Raw genomic sequence first — 20475 nt, 5'->3', positions numbered from 1 at the left:
GGATTTCAGGACTCCGACAAGGTGGCACAAGCGGTGGTGACAGGCTGGTGCGTGGCAAAATGGTGGATGGCAAACCAGAGCTGACCGGCGGCGATGCCACCGTCATTGAGCGGCAGGGTTTCAGAGGTCAATACCTGCCGTCCGGCCGCTTCGAGAGCGGGCACCAGCTGGTCCATCAGCACCCGGTTTTGAAAGACGCCGCCCCCGAGCGCCACCGGATAGCCGGGGAAGCGTTCGGCAAGGGCAACAACCAGATTGCTGATGGCGCGGATAAAACCGGCGGCCAGGCTGGCGGTGGAGGTGCCTTTGCACCGCTCGCTGACAAGGGTATGGATCAGCTCGGCCCACTGGATATGCAGTGGCCCTTCCGCTGATTGGCTGAGATCAAAGGCGAGGGGGAAGGGCTGTTCATCGGGGGCCAGCTGCAAGGCGGCTGCCTCCAGCAAGAGCCCGGCTTCGCCCTCGTAATCGGGGGTGTCGATCACTCCCAAGAGCGCCGCCACCGCATCGAACAGACGACCGATGGAGCTGGTGTAAGGGGCGTTGCGGCCAAGATGCCAGAGCTGGTGTAGGTTGCTGATCCGCTTAAGGGGCAGTTGCTTGATCAACGGAATATCGAGGGCACTGATCTCATCCACGCCATAGGATTCGAACAGCAGCCCCAGCAGCTGGCGCACCGGCTCGCGGATGGCCGCCTCGCCGCCGATCAGCTTGAAAAGCCTGAGATGGGCAACGCGCTCAAATCTCTGAACGTCTGCGATCAGCAGCTCGCCGCCCCAGAGGGTGCCGTCATCCCCAAGGCCGGTGCCATCGAAGGCAACACCCAGCACCGGGCCTGTGATGTTGTGCTCGGCCATTACCCCCAGCAGGTGGGCGTGATGGTGCTGCACCTCGAGATGGGTTGCACCCTGATCGTGGCAATAGCGTTTGGCCCACTGATGGCTGAGATAGCCCGGGTGGCGATCCGAGACCAGCAGTTCTGGCTTGAGATCGTAGAGATCGCGAAAGGTCGCCAGGGTCTGCTCGAAGTGCTCCTGCATCGGCAGGCTGTGCAGATCGCCGATATAGGGGCTGTAGATGCGCTGGCGGCCGAAGCCCAGTGCCAGCTGGTTCTTCTGTTGCGCGCCGACTGCCAGCAGCGGCGCCTTGACCGCCTCTTTCAGGCTGGGGGTGCAGGGGGCATAGCCTCGGGCGAGGCGCAACGTCTGGCGTCGCCCACCGGTCCACTGCACCAGGCTGTCGTCGCACGGGTGCAGGATGGGGCGGTTGTGATCCAGGATGCCGTCAATCTCGCTGCCGAGTTCCCTGACCACCGCCTCGCATTCGATAAGGATCGGGCTGCCGCGACCATTGGCGCTGGTGGCCACCAACGGCATGGCGCAGGCATCCAGCAGCAGCTGATGGAGCGGGGTATAGGGGAGCATAACTCCAAGGTAGGGGATGCCGGGGGCTATCTCCTCGGCCAGCGGCGCGGCTGAGGGTCCAGATTCTGAGTGCCGATCATCATTTTTGCGCTTGCGCAGCAAGGTGATGGGTCTGGCCTGAGAGGCGAGCAGTTGCCACTCGTCTTCGCTGCCGGTGACATGCAATTTGGCCTCGGCAAGGGAGCCCATCATCACCGCCAGCGGCTTGCGCTCGCGCCGTTTGAACGTTCGCAATCTGGCAACACTCTGTTCATTGCGGGCATCACACATCAGGTGATAACCCCCCATCCCCTTGACTGCAATCAGCGCCCCCGCTTGCAGGGCGCTTGCTGCGGCCTGCAGGGCATCCTCGCGCTCGGCCAAGGCATCGCCACGGCCATTTCGCCAGCTGAGATGGGGCCCGCACTCGGGACAGCTCACCGGCTGGGCGTGGTAGCGTCTATCCAGCGGGTTTTCATAGGCCGCAGCGCAGCGCGGGCACATGGCAAAGCCAGCCATGGCGGTATGGGGTCTGTCGTAGGGGAGGCTGCGGATGATGGTGTAGCGCGGGCCGCAGTGGGTGCAGTTGGTAAAGGGGTAGTGATGGTGGCGATCTGCGGGATTAGTCACGTCCGTGGCGCACGCCTCGCACATCCCCTGATCCGGCGAGATGGCGACCGTGGCCGCGCTCTGCTGCTGGCTCGCTTTAATTCGAAACTGGCCATGAAATTGGCCATCGAAGTCGGGATCATGAGCGAGGGGCAGTTCCCGCTCGCTGAAATGATCGATACGGCTCAGCGGCGGCGCCAATTCCCGCAGTTCGCGGGCAAAGGCGGCTAGCTGCTCGGGGGAACCCTCGGCGCCGATGGTGACACCGTTGGCATCGTTCAAGACATAACCGGCAAGGCCGTGGCGCAGTGCCAGCTCATAGACGAAGGGGCGAAAGCCCACCCCCTGCACTATGCCGTCGATATGAAATTCGCGGCGCAGCCGGTTGGCCACAGGATTGGCAGAGCCAGAGTGGGCGATGGTGGTGCTCATGCCGGCTCCATCTCATCTTGACTGGCTGGGAGACGCAGCACCCGGCGTTCGTTCTCCTCGCGCCGCACCCAGCCATCCATCTCCATGCGCAGGCAGAACGGAATGGCGTATTTGCGCGACAAACCGGTGATCTCCTTGAGGGATGCCATGTCGATCAGATCTCCCACCTGCTGGCCCGCCAGCACGGCGGCGACCATCTGGTTGTAAAGCTCGGCGTCGTAGTAGATGGGGCCATCGAGCTGCACCAGATACTTGAGTCGCGCCAGATTGCGCAGCTGCTTTTGCAACGCGCCTTTTTGTAGCAGGCCCTGCTGCAGGGCTGCGGGCAGCTTGCGGGTGATAAAGGGATCCAGCTCAACGCCGCCGGGGCCCAGTTTACCGGGCTCGTAACCCTCCTTGCCTTGATCTCGCACCACCTTGAGCACCAGCTGTGCCTCTTCCCCCAGATCATCTTCCGACTCGCCGCTGCCCGGTTGCCACTTGTCATGGTGCAAGCGAATGAGCTGCTCGCTTTTGAGCTGCTGGAGCAGGGCCTGAGTGACCGGCAGGGCGATGCCAAAGCGGGTTGCCAGCTCGGCGGCGCTAAGCGGTTCGCTGGCCAAGGTAGCGAGCAGCTGGTCGCGGCTTTGGGCCAGCCAGTGGTTGTCCAGCAGCCACTCACCGAGGGGGGTGATCTGCTCTGGCTGCTGGTCAAAGCGGCTGGCCAGCACATAGCCATTGAGCCCCAGTTGCAGGGTGGCCGGGTTGTAGTGCTCCAAGTCATCAGGCAGCTCGCCCAGCAGGGCGTGCAGCGCCTTGCGTCTGGCGGGATGGATGTCGCCACACCAGACGATGCGGGCGCCGTGTAACAGTTCGCTGCTGCCGTGGCGAATGATGGCGAGCGGCTGGCCAAAGAAGCAGGGGATGGGGCTGATAAAGATCAGCCGCGCCAGCCGGGTCTCTTTTATTGGTACAAAGCGCGCGCGGCCATGCCAGCTGCCAAGGGCCACCTCCACCTCCTGCGTGCGTAACGCCTTGCCGCTCAGGCTCTCGGCGTTGAGCCGCACGATAAGGTGGGTGGCCGCCTCGCACTGACCGGCAGTGCTGGTGAGGCAGTGGCCGCGAGCCACCTCCTTGTGGTGCACTTTTTTAAGGCCAACCGCCACCCGGCAGACGGCGCCGATCTCGTCGGCGCTCTGGTGATAGGCCTGCAGGGAGCGCACCTGCACCTCCCGATCGGCAGGGTAGAGGCGCAGCTTGTCCCCCACCTTGAGGCAGCCCTGTTGCAAGGTGCCGGTAAGCACGGTGCCGGTGCCATTGGCGGTAAAGACCCGGTCTACATAGAGGCGCGGGGCGGCCTGTTCGCGGAGAGCATGATGTTCGGCCATATCCCCCAACTGGCGCACGATGGCGGTGTGCAGGGCGGCCATATTGGCGCCGGTCTTGGCACTGACGCTGACGATGTCGGGCACCATGCCGCTCTCGTCCATTACCCGCTCCAGCAGGCTCTCTTCAAGCAGTAAAAGCTCGTCGGGGGAGACCAGATCGCACTTGTTGATGCAGACCAAGAGGCGTGGTACCCCCATCGCTTTGAGCAGGCGCAGGTGATCGCCGGTCATCGGCATCCACCTCTCGTCGGCGGCGATGACCAGCAGCACCAGATCCAGACTCCAGAGCCCCGCCACCATATTGCGGATATAGCGCTCGTGGCCGGGCACGTCGATGACGCCTATGGTGTTGCCCTGACCGTCGTCGAAGTGGGCAAAGCCGAGATCCTGAGTCATGCCGATGGCCTGCTCGTGGGCACGGGCGGTGGTGATGCCGGTGAGGGCCTTGATCAGCAGGGTCTTGCCGTGATCCACGTGGCCGGCAAGGCCGATAACGGCGCGATAGGGGGTCATGGGATCAAGGCTCCTCGGTCGCATTTGTTGCATTGAACGGGGCGGGCAGCAGCAACTCCCTGAGTTGGGCGATCAGCAGATCCATCTCCGCTGGCAGCAGGGTCGCCATATTGAGCAGCACCTTCTGCTGGCGCACGGTGGCGATGACCGGGACGGGGAGTTCGCGCAGAGCATCAAGCAGCTGCTGGGCCGGACGCGGGTCGGTGCACTCCAGCGCAGGGGCCGGATAGAACTCGTCCGGCAAGGTGCCACCGCCCACCACCAGCTGGGCGGGGACCGGCACAAAACAGCCGGGCAGGGCGGCCATCAGCTGGGAGGCTCTCGCCTGCATGGTGGCCGGGTTGCTCAAGGTGCGCTGAGCGATACCCTCGCCGACGGGAGATTTGTTGAGCTTGTGGATGAGCAGGCGTTCCAGCAGGGAGTAGACGATGCGGCTCGGGCGGAAGGTACGCATCATGGGGTGTTTTTCCAGCCGCTTGATAAGGTCGCTACGGCCGCTGATGATGCCCGCTTGCGGGCCACCCAAGAGCTTGTCGCCGGAGTAGCAGACCAGATCCGCCCCCGCCTTGATGTACTGGCGCACCGAGGTTTCATCCGGTGCAAACTCCTCGGTGGTCAAGCCGGAGCCCTGATCCACCGCCAGCTCTACATGTTCGGGCAGGGCGCGGGCCACCTCGCCGATATCGGGGGATTCGGTAAAGCCGCGAATGGCGAAATTGGATCTGTGCACCATCAGTACCAGCGCGGTCTGATCGGTGATGGCATCGAGGTAATCTTTGGCGGTAGTGATATTGGTGGTGCCCACCTCCACCAGTTTGGCGCCGGAGAGGGCCAGAATGTCGGGGATGCGAAAGCCGCCGCCAATCTGGATCTGCTCGCCGCGGGAGACGATCACCTCGCGCCCCTTGGCCACCTCCTGCAGCAGCAAAAAGAGCGAAGCGGCGTTGTTGTTGACCACCAGCGAATCCTCGGCCTGGGTGAGGCAACGGAGCAGGGGGGCGATCAGCCCCTTGCGCCCGCCGCGCTTGCCGGTGGCGAGATCCAGCTCCAGATTGTTGTAGCCGGTGTTGAGGTCACGCACCTCGTCCCACAGCTCATGACTTAATGGCGATCTCCCCAGATTGGTATGCACCAGGGTGCCGGTGGCGTTGATCACCCGGGTCTGACGCTGGCGTAACTGCTGTCGGCAGCGTTTGGCAATCAGCACCTCGATCTGCTTGGGGGCAACGCCATGCTGGCGAAAATCGTCGCTCTGGCGCAGCTCGCTCAGGGTCTCGCGCACCGCCTGAGTCACCAGTGGGCGGCTCAGCGTCTCGATAAACCCGGCGAGAAAGGGTTGCTGCAGCAGCTGTTCCACTTGGGGCAGACGGCGCGTTGGTTGCTGGCCGGGCTGTTGCTGTGAATCTGGCTGTGAATCGTCGGCTGCCTGACCTGATGCGGGCTGGCGGTGGGGGATATCTGACGCGTGAGACGAGTTCGGCATGGGATTACCAGTGCAGTGCGTGGGTTCGGGATGCGCACCGGTTTGCCGATAGAGAGGCCGAGCTGACGGGTTATGGCACTGCTGGCGATTTGCGGATGACTGCAAACGGGGTGCATCAATGATCGGGTATAAATTAATGCTGCATCGATGCTGATAAATTAATTTTTGGCCAGCGGGATAACCTGATGTCGGATTATATTGGCAAGCGGCAAGCACCTTTTTTAAGGTATTACTTCAAACATATTGAACAAGCGATGAAAATAATATTCAGGCTGACAAACTTAGCGAGAGAGTATTTGTTCAATAGATAAATTTGGCGGAAGAGGCAGGAATCGAACCTGCCAAAGCCTTCTCGGCTCACATCGGTTTTGAAGACCGAGGAGGCCACCAGACCCCATCAACTTCCGTAACGGACGCCATTTTGTGGCAAATTTCTGTGACTGGCAACGCTTTTTTTGTCATAAAAAAGCGATGGTTAGCGATTTTTTGAAAAATTCAAAGAACCTTGTTTTATATCAAGTTCAGCACAATTAGCCCGATGTTTTTAATTTAACATCGGGCCTCGATCACATTGCCAAAAGCGTCAGTCAATAACGGTCGTTAACAACTCGATAAATAATCATCGCTTGGCGTTGGCAATATTCCACTGCTCCAGTTTCTCTATTAACAAGTCGGTATCCTTGGCTGCATCAAGGTGCTGATAAAGATAATCCATCGCCTCGCTCACCATCTCGGTCATCGGGAAAGAGAACGCCACGATGGCCGGTTGTACCCCGACAAAGATCACCTCTGGGACAAAGGTCTTGAGCTCGTCGATCAGGAAATTGAGCGGCATATTGTGGGTCGAGAAGATAAACATCTCGGCGATGGTCTCGGGGGGGATCACCTGCAGGGTTCCCGCCTTCTCGCCGATCTCGGCGGCATCCACCAGCACCACCCGCTCCGGTTGCAGCTCCCGCACCTTGTAGACCACATTTTCCGGCGCGATGCCGCCGTCGATATGGATCCAGCCGGGCAGGGGTGCGGCTTGCAGCTTGTCGGCGAGATAGGGGCCGGCACCGTCGTCCCCCATCATGGCATTGCCCACGGTCAACACGAGATTGCAGCCCATCAGCGGCTCCTTACCATCAAGTACATATGGGGGTCGTTAAAGAGGGCGGTGAGCTGATCCATAAAGGTGTTGGTCCAGCCCAGCTCCTGCTCATCGAGTAGATTGTCGGCTTTGCGCAGTCGGTCGAAGGCGCAGGCCAGCATATGGCAGTGCTCGCGATAGATGGTGATCTCGCCAAAGGTGAGAAATCCCTCCATCTTGCGGCGCGCTTCACTCCCCTCTGGCAGCTTGGCCACCCAGTCGCGATAACCGATCAGCGAGCAGACCAGGTCTGCTCGCAGGCAATCGACGATACCGAGGTGGTGGCCGATGGCGAGGCTGTAGTACATCACCTCCTTTGCCTCTTCCGGCACGTCAAACTGCTCGTCGACGAACTTGCGCGAGAGGCGATAGAAGAAAACCTCGTCAGCCATGCACCGCCTCTCCCTTGCCGGCCGCCCGGTTGAGGCAGGCATTTGCGAGGTTGTTGACGATCTCCGCCAGACGGGGATCGTCGTGCTGATCGAGGTAGCTCTGGATGCGCAGATCCACATCCTGCTGGGTCGCCCCTTCGAGCAGGGCCATAAACTCGTCGGCGATGATCCGCCCCTGCCGATAACCGGCCATGCGGCGCGCTTCGCGCTCGATCATCACCCGAATTTCGTTGGGGATGCCGGTGTGGCGCAGCTCGACCCGTTCACCCGGTTGCACCTCGTGGCTGGTGGCTTTGAGTTTCTGCTCAAGCAGACCGAGCGCCACCGCAAAGCCGTAGATGGTGGCTGCCGGTGTGGGGGGGCAGCCGGGGATATAGACATCCACCGGCACAATCTTGTCGGTGCCGCCCCAGACGCAGTAGAGGTCGTGGAAGATGCCGCCGTCACAGCCGCAGGCGCCGTAGGCGATACAGATCTTGGGATCGGGCGCCGCCTCGTAGGCGCGCAGGGCCGGAACCCGCATCGCCCGGGTCACCGCGCCGGTAAAGAGCAGGATGTCGGCGTGGCGGGGGGAGGCGACCACCTTGATGCCGAAACGCTCGGCATCGAACAGCGGGGTGATGGTGGCGAAGATCTCGATCTCGCAGGCGTTGCAGCCGCCGCAATCGACCCGGTAGACATAGGCCGAGCGGCGAATGTCCTTGAGCAGGGTCTTCTTGAGTTTGGTGATCTCGGGATCCTGTGCCAGCGGTACAGCGCGGGTATGGGCATGGCCGACAACCGGTTCTATGCCTTTGATCTTGCTCATCACATCCACTCCTTTTGTGCGGCCATCGGTGTGGCTATCGGTGTGATCAGGGCCGAGTCAGGCTGGCTCAGCATGCTCTGTTTTCGTTTGCAGTCGGGGCAGTGGTGCAGTCGCTCTGGCGGCGCTAGCGGCTTGGCATCGCGAGCCAGCGGTGTGCCTGCCTGCTTGAGTGTGTCCTCCACCAGCGCCACCAGCTTGCTCGGGGCAAAGTAGGTGCCGCACAGGGTGCAGGGGGCCAGCGCGAAGCGGGCCTCCTCATAGAGATCCGCCTTGTTGGTTACCGCCAGTTCGAACTCGGGGGAGAGGGCGATGGCGCGGGTCGGGCAGACCTCCTCGCAGCGGCCGCAGAAGATGCAGCGCGCCATGGAGATCTCCCAGCGTCGTTCGCCGGTCTCCATGTCCACTTCCATCACCAGCGCATTGGCCGGGCAGGCCTTGGTGCAGGCGGCGCAGGCGATGCACTGATCCGCCTGATATTTGGGTTTGCCGCGAAAATCCCGGTTCACCTCGTAAGGGGCGAAGGGGTACTTGGCGGTCGGGGTGCCAGCCTTGAGGATGGTCTTGAACAGCTTGATCATGATGACCCCTTATTTCAGCGGAGAGTTTTTGCGATCGATGCCGTAGCGCTCGATCTCCTTGTAGGAGACCACGGTGGATTTGCCCTTCTTGGGGTCGACCAGGGTGACCCGGTCGGTACAGGAGTAGCAGGGATCCAGACTGCCGATAATCAGCGGCGCATCCGCCACGGTATTGCCGCGCAGCATGTAGCGCAGAGCAGGCCAATTGGCGTAGGTGGCGGCGCGGCAGCGCCAGCGGAACAGCTTCTGGTTATCCCCGGTCATGCTCCAGTGGACGTTCTCGCCGCGGGGCGCCTCGGTAAAGCCCAGCGCAAACTTGCCCGGTTGATAGGTGAAGCCTTCGGTCAAAAGCGGCCCTTCCGGCAGGTGCTCCAGGCCGAACTCAATCATGTCGAGGGAGTCGTAGAGCTCGTGGATACGCACCAGCACCCGGGATTGCACATCGCAACCCGCCTTGGTCTGGATCTCCATCGGCAGCTCGCGGTAGCCGGCAAAATCGTGGACCCGACGCACGTCACGCTTGAAGCCGCTCGCCCGCACCATGGGGCCGACGCAGCTGAAATCGCGGGCAATTTGTGGCTCGAGCTTGCCGATACCGATGAGGCGGGAGGAGATGTTGGCGGTATCCAGCAGCATGGCCACCAGGGGTTTGAGCTCGTCACGGAGCTCGCGCACCAGCTGGGCACCCTTGATGCGATCTTCCTTGAAGATGTCGCGGCGCACCCCGCCAATCAGGTTGAGACCATAGGTCTTGCGGGCACCGGTGAGCAGCTCGGCCAGGGTCATGGATTTCTCCCGCACCCGGAAAAACTGCATGAAGCCGGTGTCGAAACCGGTGAAGTGGCTCGACAGGCCGATGTTGAGGATATGGCTGTGCAGGCGCTCCACTTCCAGCAGCACGGCGCGGATCATCTTGGCCCGCTCCGGCACCGGAATACCCATGGCGTTCTCTACCGAGGTGGTGTAGGCGACACTGTGGGTAAAGCCGCAGATGCCGCAGACCCGGTCGGTCAGAAACGCCACTTCGTTGTAGCCCATGCGGGTTTCCGCCAGCTTCTCCATGCCGCGATGGACATAGAAGAGGCGGTAGTCGGCATCGATGATGTCTTCCCCATCGACGAACAGACGAAAGTGGCCCGGCTCGTCCGAGGTGATGTGCAGCGGGCCGACCGGCACGATGCGGTTGGCATCACTGCCGAGCTCGTTGACGAAGGGGTAGGTCTCGGTGTCGGTGGTGGGCATCGGGCGCTGGCGATAATCCATGGCGTCCTTGCGCAGGGGATGGATATCCTCCGGCCAGTCGTCCGGCAGTACCAGACGACGTTCGTCCGGCAGACCGATGGCGCGCAGGCCGTACATGTCGCGGATCTCCCGCTCGCCCCACACCGCCGCCGGAATGGTCGGGGTGATGGAGGGGTACTCCTGGGTATCTGCATCCACCAGCACCTTGACGGTGATCCAGCACTTGGTGTCGCCCTCCATGGAGAAGACGTGGTAGACGGCGAAGTGGCCGTTGAGGCTGCGCTCGTCATTTGCAAAGGAGAGCGGAAGCCAGCCCCCCAGCTGATGGAAGATCAGGCTGGCCGTCTCGACCAGACTGGTGGGCTTGACGGTAATGGTGGCCTGATCGGCGGTTTGCCACTCCTCGTCGACGATGGCGTGGGGCAGTTGTGCTCGCACCTGCTGGATGTAGTCGCAGCCGATGCGATCCGAAATGGCGATGGTCATGCAGTTCTCACTTTAATGTTCGGGAATGAGCATTCACAAATGATGAAATCGGAAAAAATTGCTGTGCTGGCGGGCATGATTCAGACCCCGACCAGATAGGCGAGCAGCGCCAGCAGGGCCAGCCCCAGCCCAAAGCGGGTGAGCTTGTGGGTGCGCACGAACTGGGTACGGGCCATGGCGTTTTCGATGATGCCAGCCAGCAAAAAGGCCACCAGCAGCTTGCAGGCGAGGATCAGTGCCGCGCCGATGAGCGCAGGCAGACTCCAGTTGGCCGCCTTGCCGAAGGGGAGGAAAATGACCAGAAAGAGCTGCACCACCACCAGTTGCTTGAGGCCGATGGAGAGCTTGAGCAGGGCCAGCCCCGCACCGGAATACTCGGTGAGCGGCCCTTCTTGCAGCTCCTGCTCGGCTTCGGCGCAGTCAAAGGGCAGCTTGCCCATCTCGACAAACACCGCGAAGGCGCAGGCGGCGCCCGCCAGCAGGGTGGCGATGGGCGCGGCCAGTGGCTGGGTCGCCACATAGTTGCTGATATTGCCCAGATCCGAGCTGCCCACCATCATCGCCATGATGAAGCAGGCGAGCACCAGAATGGGTTCTACCAGAATGCCGAGGGTCAGTTCGCGGCGGGCACCGATCCCTGCAAACATGCTGCCGCTGTCGAGTCCCGAGAGGGAGAAGAAGAAGCGGAAGATGGCGAACAGATAGATGTCGGTGATGAGATCCCCGGCAATGGGGAAGGGGGACTCATGAGTCAGGGTCGGCAGCGCCATCCCTACCAGCAAGAGGGCGGCGATGAGCAGCGCAGGCATCAGGTTGAAGATGATGCCGGCAGGCTCGGGGGTCACCTCCTGGCGGCGCAGGAGCTTGGCGATATCCCGGTAATCCTGCAGCAGGCCCGGCCCCTGACGGGAGTGCATCTTGGCCCGCAGCACCCGGTTAAAACCGGTGGCGAGCGGCGCCAGCGCCAGCATGGCGATGGCCTGGGTCAGGGCGAGGGCAACCATGCCCCAGCTCGGCATTTCAAGAACAGGCATATCAGACTCCTACTGCCATCAGGATAAAGAGCGCCAGCACAATGGCGTGCAGCAGCCAGCCGGTCATTCCGCTGGTATCGCTCACCCCGTGCAGGGTGGTGGCCAGATCGAGCTGCGGCTGCTTGCGATAGAGCGGCGCGCAGAGTTGGCGCAAGGTGTGGGTGACACCGCCAGAGGTGAGGCTCATGCGCTCCTCGTAGGTGTAACCACAAGCCCACGGGGTGCCAGCGTGACGACGACCCAGCTTGGGCCCCTTGAAGATGGCCAGTACCAGCAGCGGAATGAGGAACAGCCCCAGCAAGGTGATGGCGATAACGGGTGGTGAGAGGATCGCCTGTGAGCTGTCGAGTGGCAGCAGGGTGGCGCCAGTGGCCACGTTCATTTGGCCGCTTACCAAGGCTTGGCCATAGCTGGCGATATGGGGGGCAATCCAGGGGGCGCCCAGACCCAGAGCCAGACAGACCGCAGCCAGCAGCAGGGTGCCTGCCACCATGGCTCCCGGCACTTCGCGGGCGTGGCTCGCCTTCTCGCTGCGCGGGGCGCCGCAGAAGCAGATGCCATACACCTTGACGAAACACATCACCGCCATGGCGCCGGTTACCGCCAGCATCACTACCGCGAGCGGCGCAACGACAGAGGTGCCGAGTTTGGTCATGGAGAGCAGCGACTGGTAGATAAACCACTCGCTGACAAAGCCGTTGAGCGGCGGCAGCGCCGAAATGGCCATGGCACCGATCAGGAACGCCAGCGCGGTCCACGGCATCAGTTTGGCCAGCCCCCCCATCTTGTCCATGTCACGGGTGTGCAGGCGGAACATCACCGAGCCGGTGCCCATAAAGAGCAGGCTCTTGAAGATGGCGTGGTTGAGCAGGTGATAGAGGGCGCCGAGCAGCCCCAGCACCACCAGTGCCGGTTGCTGGTTTGCGATGCCGATCATGCCGATGCCCATCCCCATCAGGATGATGCCTATGTTCTCCACCGTGTGGTAGGCGAGCAGCCGCTTGAGATCGTGCTCGGCCAGCGCAAACAGCACTCCGAGCACTGCCGAGCAGGCACCGAAGATCAGCACCACATAGCCCCACCAGAGCTGGCTGGCGCCGAGAAAATCGATACTGACCCGCAAAATGCCAAAGAGACCCAGCTTCACCATGACGCCGGACATCAGCGCCGAGATATGGGACGGCGCAACGGGCTCGGCCACCGGCAGCCAGCCGTGCAGCGGCACGAAACCGGCGCGCAGGCCAAAGCCGCAGAAGCTGAGCAGGAACACCAAGGAGGCCAGGGCGCCCGCCAGATGGTGCTCGCGCAGCGCGGCGAACTCCAGCGAGCCGCTTTCGCGGCAGAGCAGCCAGAAGGCGATCAGCACCAGTGCCATGCCGATATGGTTCATCACCAAGTAGAGACGGCTCTGTTTGGCAGCATCCGGGTTGGTCTTGACCAGCCAGTAGGTGGTGAGGGTCACCAGCTCGTAGCAGAGCAAGAAACCGAGCGCATTGTCGGCCAGCACCATGCCCACCATGGCAAAGAGGAAGAGGTTCATCAGCGCGCCGATGGCCACATCCCCCTTGCCCTGATATTCGCGGATATAGGCAAAGGAGTAGAGGGCGACGGCGACGCCGACTGTGCTAATCACCAGCAGCATCAGCGCGGCCAGCATGTCGAGGTGCACCGAGCCTAGCAGCCAGAGCAGGCCGTCGACGGGGGCGCCTTGAGCAAAGATCTGGATGGCGGCGACCAGACCCGCGAGCGACCCCAGCAGGGCAAGGCCGCTGTTGAGTCGGTTGGCCAGTGCGGGCAGCTTTTGCAGCACCAAACCGGCGGCAGCGCCCAGCAAAAAGAGCAGGAGCGTGGCCATAACAAGGGGGGACAACATCAGCGAACTCCCTCTGTGGTGGATAAATCGGATGCAGGGAGCGCCGTGGCAGGCGCCGAGAAGGCAGAAGCCCCTTGCGGGTTGGTGTCGGCCGCTTGCTGGCGACGGATACGGGCGGCGCGTTCGGTGTCGCCGTCATTGACCAGCTTCAGTGCCTGGGAGGGGCAGGCTCCGACACAGGCCGGGCCGTCGGCGCGAAACTCGCACAGGTCGCACTTGACGGCGATGCTGCGCACTCCCGGCTCCCAGCTCAGCAGATCCTCGCCAAAGCAGCGCAGGCCTGCGGAAGTTGAGGGGTTGCTGGAGCGGATGGAGCAGGGGATATAGGTGTCGTAGCTGTTGGCCACGGCTACCGGACGGCTGCCGCCGCTCTGGATGGCGCCAAAGGGGCATGCAACGGCGCAGAGATTGCAGCCAATGCAGAGCGACTCGTTGAGTTGCACGCAATCGCCGGTCTGGCGAATTGCCTCGACCGGGCACACCTTGATGCAGGGGGCATCGTCACAGTGACGGCACTGAACCGGCATGGTCGCCTGCTCGTGTCGCATAACAGTTAAACGGGGGGCTTGCTGCAAACCTTGCGCCTTGTGTACCTCGCTGCAGGCCGCCATACAGGTGCCACAGCCGATACAAAGCTTGGGGTCAGCGATAACGAAGCGGTTCATAGCCTACCTTGTCGTGTCGCGAACGGAGAAAGTAGGGGCAGGTTGGCAAGATACGGGCCAGAATGGTTCTTGCAGCGAAATTGATTTTAAGTGGCTGTTTTTAAATGAATAAAAATCTTCATGTGGGTGAGTGAACGCGCGGATGTGGCTGTCGAACTGTGACGTTCGTCACTTGTGACGAAGCCGCCAAGAGGGTTCGTCACCTTGGAAAACGCAGCATGGGTAGGGTGCAAAGAACGCAGTGAATTGCACCGTTGGCAACATATGGCCACGGTGGTTTGCCCCCTTCTCTCCTCGTGGGAGAAGGGCGGGGGATGAGGGGGGAGGTCAGCCATATGTTCGCGGTGCACGGCGCTGCGCTTGTTGCACCCTACGGTGGGATGTCTATGGGGGGCGATGTGGTTTGCTCCCTTCTCCCCTTGCGGGAGAAGGGCTGGGGATGAGGGAGCGGTAATCGGGGTTAACGGAAACAAGAGAGGGAGGCCAATGCCTCCCTCTCTACTTGTCGAGGTTTTCTATGCCTTTAAGAGGCCATCAACCCGCCATCAGATATCCACCTGGGATCCCAGCTCGATAACCCGGTTGGGTGGGATCTCGAACTGATCCGGGGCGCGCAGGGCGTTGCGCTGCAGCAGCATAAAGAGCTTGCCGCGCAGATAGAGATACCAGGGGCGGTCTTTCATGATGAGCGACTCGTGGGCCATAAAGAACGAGGTCTCCATCATCCGGCAGCTCAGCCCCTCGGCGTTGCAGCGGTGGAAGATCTCCTCCACGTTCGGGGTCTCGCGCCAGCCGTAGCTTGCCACCACCCGCCAGAAGGTGGGGGAGAGCTGCTCGATGCAGACCCGGCGCACATTGTGGACGTAGGGCACCTCTTCCACCCGCAGGGTGAGCAGGATGATCCGCTCGTGCAGCACCTTGTTGTGCTTGAGGTTATGGAGCAGCGCATGGGGGATCACATTGACCACCCGCGACATATAGACCGCAGTGCCGGCCACCCGGGTCGGCGGGGATTTTTCCAGCGAGGCGATCATGGGCTCCAGGGAGTTGCCGTGCTCGTTCAGGCGACGAATAAGCTGGAAACGCTCGCTCTTCCAGCTGGTCATCACGGTGAACATCACTGCGCCCAGGGTGAGCGGCAGCCAGCCGCCGGAGAAGATCTTGGCAAGGTTGGCGGCAAACAGCGGCACGTCGATACAGAGCAGCGCAGCAAACAGGATAGCCACCAGATACTTGTTCCAGTGCCAGCTGTTCTTGGCCACCGAGCAGGAGAGAATCGAGGTGAGCACCATGGTGCCGGTCACCGCGATGCCGTAGGCCGCCGCCAGATTGCTGGAGTGCTCGAAGCTCATGATGACGATCACCACCGAGATATAGAGCATCCAGTTGATGACCGGAATATAGATCTGGCCGGATTCCTGCTCGGAGGTGTGAACGATGCGAATGGGGGAGAGATAACCGAGCCGCACTGCCTGCCGGGTCAGCGAAAAGACCCCGGAGATCACCGCCTGCGAGGCGATCACCGTCGCCATGGTTGCCAAGAGCAGCAGCGGTACTAGCGCCCATTTCGGGGCGAGCAGGAAGAAGGGGTTGGCAATGGCGGCGGGATTGCTTAGCAGCAGCGCACCCTGACCGAAGTAGTTGAGCACCAGCGACGGCAGCACCACGATAAACCAGGCGAGGCGAATGGGATTCTTGCCAAAGTGGCCCATATCCGCGTAGAGCGCCTCCACCCCGGTGATAGCCAGCACCACGGCGCCGAGGGCAAAGAAGGAGGTGGTCTGGTACTGGATAAAGAAGCGCACTGCCCAGATGGGGTTGAGCGCACCCAGCACCTCGGGGTTATGGATGATGCCGCGCAGCCCCAGCACCGCCAGCGTCATAAACCAGATCAGCATGATGGGGGCAAACAGCTTGCCCACCATGGCGGTGCCATGTTTCTGGATGGCGAACAGCAGGGTCAGCACCAGCACCGAGAGGGTGACGATATAGGGGTCGAGGGCGGGGGTGAGAATGCTCAGACCCTCGATGGCCGACATCACCGACATCGCCGGGGTGATCACCACCTCACCATAGAAGAAGCTGCCACCAATCAGGCCGAGGATGATCAGCAGCGGCGTCCAGCGGGTGGAGGCGTTGCGGGTCGCCAGCGACATCAGGGTGAGAATACCACCCTCACCGGCGTTGTCGGCCCGCATCACAAAGGAGAGGTACTTGACCGACACCACCAGGATCAGCAGCCAGAAGATCAGCGAGAGAAAGCCGAGGATGGAGGCGGGCTCGACGCCGAATCCGAATTGACCTGACAGGCACTCGCGCAAGGTATAGAGCGGGCTGGTGCCGATATCGCCATAGACTACGCCAATCGCCGCCAGCATAACGCCGGGAGTGGCTTGTTGTTTATCACAGTTCATGAGTTCATCTTGTCAGTTTGATGTTTACACGTTTGCCAACGCACAGCTGCCCGACCTACCAAGAGAGTCGTGATATTTAATCGGGAGAGAATTAATGGATTGCGATGGGAAAGGGCGCTAACGGAATAGTGATCTGCTTGTCATGGAACACAGTCTGTTCATCTGTCATTAAGCTTATAATGACACACACTCTGCGGGACTATGCTCAGTTATAAATAATCAAAAGTTCAATTTGAGTAAGAGAATTAATTATCCGGCGATTGAAATATAACGCGGTAATGCAGGCAACTGATTGTTTTATCTGTGGATATGTTGGGCCAGTATTTTTATCGAGGTGGGTGATAAAAAGACGATCAAATAATGACGCAATTAATTGCGTGCAGGATGGCAAAGGGGAGGGCGTTGGGTAGCAATGGAGTCTTTATTTAGTCAGGGGTAGGAACATGACCGCCGTGACGACGGTCATTAGTAAATATTTGTTATTTTAGTACATGTTTTTCCAGTTCGAATGAATGTGAATATATTCCAGTATGAGTGCCGGCTTCGATGTCTAATAATGATGTTCTTAGTCGTGCATATTTTTGATTTGTTGAAAAATCAGCTGATGTTATATGTTGAAATAAGTTATATGGTTTGTCTTTTTGGGGCGTCTCATCAAGGTAATATCCTTCAAAGTCTGGAATATGAACCAAGGTTTTTACTCTACCTTGAGTTTCATCAGCAGCAAGCCTGATTTTTTCGTTTATAGTCCACATTGCATTTTTGTTTCCATTACCAAGGTACTTCGTGTCTAAATCATGGATCGCGATAGCTTTTGCACCAAACTGGTTAAATATTTTAATGAAGGTTGGAATGTTAGCCTTTCCTCGACAATTGATAACGCAATGTGTCATAGAGAGATTATGAGTTTTTATTTGATCTTGATAAGCCAAATATTCTGTATCACCTTCAACAAGCAAAGATGTATCATAGAAGAAAAACTCATTAACAGTTGGACAGCAGCGATTTAAAATTTTTAAGTTATCTTTTTCCTCTGGAGAGAAACATGATTTGTCTGTCTGGTAATAAAGGACGTCTGAGTTAGTATTGGATACTTTTATTAGAGTTGTGTGATCTTTAGTTAAGTCTATAAAAATTGGAGAATGGGTTGTACAGATAACCTGCCAGCCATCTAAACTAGCTAATGAATATATTGCTTCGCAAGCGGATCTTATTACTGCTGGATGCATGTTTATTTCTGGCTCATCAATTAGCAATACTTTTTGTCTTTCGGCTGGTATCGGTGTTCTGCCATTTTTAAGTAGACCTTGAGAGCTTAGTGTTTTTATCGCAGCCCAAAGAAAGGATCGTTGTACTCCGGACCCTTGATTTGATAACGGCGCTGAACTTCCATTATTTTCAAATATGAAACGGCTTCCTTCTTTAATTGCCTTCTCTGGGTCAAATTTACCTACGCCGGTTTCGAAGACAACGCTCATTCCACTAAACATTGTATCTACTTCAGCTTGGATACTAGCGCTTATCTTGGATATATCATTTGATAATTCACTTTCGACTTCTTTAGCTAGGACATCAATTTCTGCCAGTATCTTGGCAACCTTTGACTTATCTTGTTTTATTTTTGATGCAGCATTTTTAGAGATTAATTCTTTCACTATCAGTTCTAGTGCATCAGTTGTATCGGTTGGATTTATTCGTATAGGCATTGGCAGTCTACTACTCAAGATTGAGTTAAAACCACCAGAACCACCAGTCTTAAAGTCATTAATTTTATTACTAAAGCTATATTTTTTGGCTTTTTCATCTGCTTTTTCCCAAACGAATTTAACCTTAGTGCAATCTCCAAACTCGACATCGTCTTTTATAAGCCATTCTTGTCAGATACTATCAATATCATCGGTTGAGATATCGTTAAAAATACCAGTTATAGAGATTGGTAATGAATCATTTTGATTGTGAAAATAGTCAAGGGAAAGTTCAGCGCCAACAGAGCAGTATGCCTCATATGCATCTAAAATAGTAGATTTTCTACAGTTATTAGGGCCGATTAAAACAACCACATTATCTATGAGAATTTTAACTTCAGAACTAATACCTTTGAAATTTTTAATTAGTAACGCAGCTAGTTTCATTATATATTTCCAGTTGGTTTTGAATTTTAATAAAATAGAAGATAATTAAGTTGGCGACGATATATCTTGAGGAGCTAAATTAGATAGATTAAAAACATCCATTATAAGGTCCCACTCTGCTAATCTACCCAAGCACCAAATTAAAAAACTTTGCTCATGGGATTTATCAATAAGCTCCCCTGCAGAGACCGAGGGTAATTTCAAATTCAATATCCATAAGCAATAGCAGTATGCATCACTATTAATATGTCGCAACTCGCTTAGAAGCTCAGGATGTGCTTTTCCTAGCTTTATATATAGCTTTGATATAAGCCATCCTGCATTGCATTTGTTGCATAAATCGTGACGAAATTGTAATAATGATATGGCATCAAGCTGTTCAATCATAAGACGACAGCATTCTATTTCTTGATAACTTTGCCAAGATTGCATTAATATGTTTTTGTAATCATCATGATAGTGCTCAAGCATAAGTGTATATGCCTTGCGTCTAAAAACCACTCTATCTGAATTTGTAAGAAAATATAGTATGCTAAGCTGCGCATTTGTTTTTAAAGATGAAAACAAAAAACTTAAGCTAATAAGTGCACTTAGAGCAACTGAGTATTTTGATGTCTTTGCTATATGTAACAGCTTACTTGCCAAATCTTCATACACAGGGCAAGATCGCGAACGTTTTTTAAGCAGGGCACGAGGATTTGACCGACCGAACAGGGTGTGATCTTATACTCTCTTTTACGGGAGTTTCGTCATGAACCATCAAGCGGCATTTACCCAATTCTTCTCCGAACTTGAAGACCCTCGTCAGACAACCAAAATCGCGTACCCCTTCTTCGATGTGGTTTTTCTCACCGTCTGTGCTGCTATTGGTGGAGCTCAAGGTTGGGAAGATATCGAGCTTTTCGGCGAGGCACATCTGGAATGGTTTCAGCGTAATGGATTGTTTCATAACGGATTACCTGTTCACGACACCATAGCCAGGATCATCTCCCGTATTCAACCGGAGCAATTCCAGAACGCCTTCGTCCGCTGGATGCAAGCAACATCAGAACGTACCGATGGTGAGCTGATTGCCATTGACGGCAAGACCTTACGCAGCTCTTACGACCGAGACAGTCGTCAGTCTACCATTCATATGGTCAGTGCCTTTGCCGCTGAGAATCGTCTGGTGCTCGGGCAAGTCAAAACAGATGAGAAATCTAACGAAATCACCGCCATTCCTGAATTACTGGCACTCCTCGATATAAAAGGCTGCCTGGTATCCATCGATGCCATGGGCTGCCAGACTGGAATAGCCTCAACCATAGTCAAGGGCGGTGGCGACTACTTGCTGGCGGTAAAAGGTAACCAGCCCACACTGCATAATGCAGTACGCGCAGCTCTGGCCGAGTCGACCAAGAAGCCGCTGAGTGAAGAAACGCTCAGTGTCGAGAAAGAGCACGGTCGCATCGATGGCCGCGAGTACCATGTGTTACCAGCCGGAGCACTATCAGAGCAATTTCCAGAGTGGAAATCGCTGAAGACTGTCGGTGTCGCAATATCCTATCGAATTGAAAATATGGAAAAATTTTCGATGGAGTATCGCTACTACATCAGCTCGGCTGAACTGACACCAGAGCAGTTTGCTTCAGCGGTACGAGGGCACTGGGCAATTGAAAATAGCCTGCACTGGGTTCTGGATGTCGTGATGAATGAGGATGCCTGCCAGATATATCGAGGTGATGCCCCTCAAATATTGGCCTGTGCACGACACATGGCGCAAAACATGCTGCGAGCCGAAACCAGCCGTAAGGCAAGCTTGCGGAAGAAGCAGCAATTTGCGGGCATGAGCAGCCCATATCTGGAAAAGGTATTGGATTCAGGGCTGGCTGAATTGAAGTCAATTTAACAATATGTTCACGCTCTCGCCCTG

Annotated in this window: 16 protein-coding genes and 1 tRNA gene; 1 reads left to right on the top strand and 16 read right to left on the bottom strand. The window is 57.6% G+C overall.

Annotation, left to right across the window (positions count from 1 at the left end; genetic code table 11):
* Positions 1–5: 5 nt before the first annotated feature.
* The 16 genes from hypF to AB5Y84_RS13305 all read right to left on the bottom strand — a co-directional run bounded on the left by hypF (position 6) and on the right by AB5Y84_RS13305 (position 19220).
* Positions 6–2444, bottom strand: a complete 2439-nt coding sequence (gene hypF / locus AB5Y84_RS13380; RefSeq protein WP_368177139.1) for a carbamoyltransferase HypF — start codon at positions 2442–2444, stop codon at positions 6–8.
* A complete protein-coding gene (gene selB / locus AB5Y84_RS13375) occupies positions 2441–4324 on the bottom strand; it encodes a selenocysteine-specific translation elongation factor (RefSeq protein WP_368177138.1) in 1884 nt (627 codons plus the stop codon). The genes hypF and selB overlap by 4 nt, the downstream gene beginning before the upstream one ends.
* 4 nt (positions 4325–4328) lie before the next feature.
* Entirely contained in the window at positions 4329–5807 is a 1479-nt protein-coding gene (gene selA, locus AB5Y84_RS13370) for an L-seryl-tRNA(Sec) selenium transferase (RefSeq protein WP_368177137.1), read from the bottom strand.
* A gap of 314 nt (positions 5808–6121) precedes the next feature.
* Positions 6122–6213, bottom strand: a tRNA-Sec gene (locus AB5Y84_RS13365).
* Between the two features lie 213 nt (positions 6214–6426).
* On the bottom strand, positions 6427–6918 hold the full coding sequence (gene hycI / locus AB5Y84_RS13360) for a hydrogenase maturation peptidase HycI (RefSeq protein ID WP_338711568.1): 492 nt from the start codon (positions 6916–6918) through the stop codon (positions 6427–6429).
* Complete coding sequence (locus tag AB5Y84_RS13355; protein WP_040065718.1) at positions 6918–7331, bottom strand: formate hydrogenlyase maturation HycH family protein; 414 nt, start codon at positions 7329–7331, stop codon at positions 6918–6920. The genes hycI and AB5Y84_RS13355 overlap by 1 nt, the downstream gene beginning before the upstream one ends.
* Positions 7324–8139, bottom strand: coding sequence for an NADH-quinone oxidoreductase subunit B family protein (locus AB5Y84_RS13350; RefSeq protein WP_005301886.1), 816 nt, complete (start codon positions 8137–8139; stop codon positions 7324–7326). Before AB5Y84_RS13350 ends, AB5Y84_RS13355 begins: the two co-directional genes overlap by 8 nt.
* Positions 8139–8717, bottom strand: coding sequence for a formate hydrogenlyase complex iron-sulfur subunit (locus tag AB5Y84_RS13345; protein ID WP_005333322.1), 579 nt, complete (start codon positions 8715–8717; stop codon positions 8139–8141). Before AB5Y84_RS13345 ends, AB5Y84_RS13350 begins: the two co-directional genes overlap by 1 nt.
* Before the next feature lie 9 nt (positions 8718–8726).
* On the bottom strand, positions 8727–10445 hold the full coding sequence (locus tag AB5Y84_RS13340) for an NADH-quinone oxidoreductase subunit C (protein ID WP_040065714.1): 1719 nt from the start codon (positions 10443–10445) through the stop codon (positions 8727–8729).
* 80 nt (positions 10446–10525) lie between these two features.
* Positions 10526–11479: a respiratory chain complex I subunit 1 family protein gene (locus tag AB5Y84_RS13335; protein ID WP_368177136.1), complete on the bottom strand. Its 954-nt coding sequence runs from the start codon at positions 11477–11479 to the stop codon at positions 10526–10528.
* A gap of 1 nt (position 11480) precedes the next feature.
* Entirely contained in the window at positions 11481–13352 is a 1872-nt protein-coding gene (gene hyfB, locus AB5Y84_RS13330; RefSeq protein WP_368177135.1) for a hydrogenase 4 subunit B, read from the bottom strand.
* On the bottom strand, positions 13352–14017 hold the full coding sequence (locus AB5Y84_RS13325; protein ID WP_047435270.1) for a 4Fe-4S dicluster domain-containing protein: 666 nt from the start codon (positions 14015–14017) through the stop codon (positions 13352–13354). The genes hyfB and AB5Y84_RS13325 overlap by 1 nt, the downstream gene beginning before the upstream one ends.
* A 545-nt stretch (positions 14018–14562) precedes the next feature.
* Positions 14563–16431, bottom strand: coding sequence for a low affinity potassium transporter Kup (gene kup, locus AB5Y84_RS13320; protein WP_128816029.1), 1869 nt, complete (start codon positions 16429–16431; stop codon positions 14563–14565).
* Between the two features lie 479 nt (positions 16432–16910).
* Complete coding sequence (locus AB5Y84_RS13315) at positions 16911–18155, bottom strand: ATP-dependent endonuclease (protein WP_368177134.1); 1245 nt, start codon at positions 18153–18155, stop codon at positions 16911–16913.
* Between the two features lie 153 nt (positions 18156–18308).
* Positions 18309–18563 (bottom strand): AAA family ATPase, encoded by a 255-nt coding sequence (locus AB5Y84_RS13310; protein ID WP_368177133.1) that lies wholly within the window; start codon positions 18561–18563, stop codon positions 18309–18311.
* Between the two features lie 45 nt (positions 18564–18608).
* The gene (locus tag AB5Y84_RS13305; protein WP_368177132.1) at positions 18609–19220 is read right to left on the bottom strand and encodes a hypothetical protein; all 612 of its coding nucleotides are present in this window, start codon (positions 19218–19220) and stop codon (positions 18609–18611) included.
* Between the two features lie 94 nt (positions 19221–19314).
* Here AB5Y84_RS13305 and AB5Y84_RS13300 point away from each other — a divergent pair, with 94 nt between their 5' ends.
* On the top strand, positions 19315–20451 hold the full coding sequence (locus AB5Y84_RS13300; protein ID WP_024943479.1) for an ISAs1 family transposase: 1137 nt from the start codon (positions 19315–19317) through the stop codon (positions 20449–20451).
* Positions 20452–20475 lie beyond the last annotated feature (24 nt).

This window comes from Aeromonas sp. s11, from assembly GCF_040907945.1.
Taxonomy (GTDB): Bacteria; Pseudomonadota; Gammaproteobacteria; order Enterobacterales; family Aeromonadaceae; genus Aeromonas; species Aeromonas veronii.
Note: the sequence above shows the minus strand (reverse complement) of the source record. Positions and strands in the feature narration are given on the sequence as shown.

Coding starts and splice junctions, on each gene's coding strand:
- AB5Y84_RS13355 (WP_040065718.1), bottom strand. CDS start 7,331: ATGGCTGACGAGGTTTTCTTCTATCGCCTCTCGCGCAAGTTCGTCGAC.
- AB5Y84_RS13345 (WP_005333322.1), bottom strand. CDS start 8,717: ATGATCAAGCTGTTCAAGACCATCCTCAAGGCTGGCACCCCGACCGCC.
- AB5Y84_RS13300 (WP_024943479.1), top strand. CDS start 19,315: ATGAACCATCAAGCGGCATTTACCCAATTCTTCTCCGAACTTGAAGAC.
- selB (WP_368177138.1), bottom strand. CDS start 4,324: ATGACCCCCTATCGCGCCGTTATCGGCCTTGCCGGCCACGTGGATCAC.
- AB5Y84_RS13335 (WP_368177136.1), bottom strand. CDS start 11,479: ATGCCTGTTCTTGAAATGCCGAGCTGGGGCATGGTTGCCCTCGCCCTG.
- hypF (WP_368177139.1), bottom strand. CDS start 2,444: ATGAGCACCACCATCGCCCACTCTGGCTCTGCCAATCCTGTGGCCAAC.
- hyfB (WP_368177135.1), bottom strand. CDS start 13,352: ATGTTGTCCCCCCTTGTTATGGCCACGCTCCTGCTCTTTTTGCTGGGC.
- hycI (WP_338711568.1), bottom strand. CDS start 6,918: ATGGGCTGCAATCTCGTGTTGACCGTGGGCAATGCCATGATGGGGGAC.
- AB5Y84_RS13325 (WP_047435270.1), bottom strand. CDS start 14,017: ATGAACCGCTTCGTTATCGCTGACCCCAAGCTTTGTATCGGCTGTGGC.
- AB5Y84_RS13350 (WP_005301886.1), bottom strand. CDS start 8,139: ATGAGCAAGATCAAAGGCATAGAACCGGTTGTCGGCCATGCCCATACC.
- AB5Y84_RS13310 (WP_368177133.1), bottom strand. CDS start 18,563: ATGAAACTAGCTGCGTTACTAATTAAAAATTTCAAAGGTATTAGTTCT.
- AB5Y84_RS13340 (WP_040065714.1), bottom strand. CDS start 10,445: ATGACCATCGCCATTTCGGATCGCATCGGCTGCGACTACATCCAGCAG.
- kup (WP_128816029.1), bottom strand. CDS start 16,431: ATGAACTGTGATAAACAACAAGCCACTCCCGGCGTTATGCTGGCGGCG.
- selA (WP_368177137.1), bottom strand. CDS start 5,807: ATGCCGAACTCGTCTCACGCGTCAGATATCCCCCACCGCCAGCCCGCA.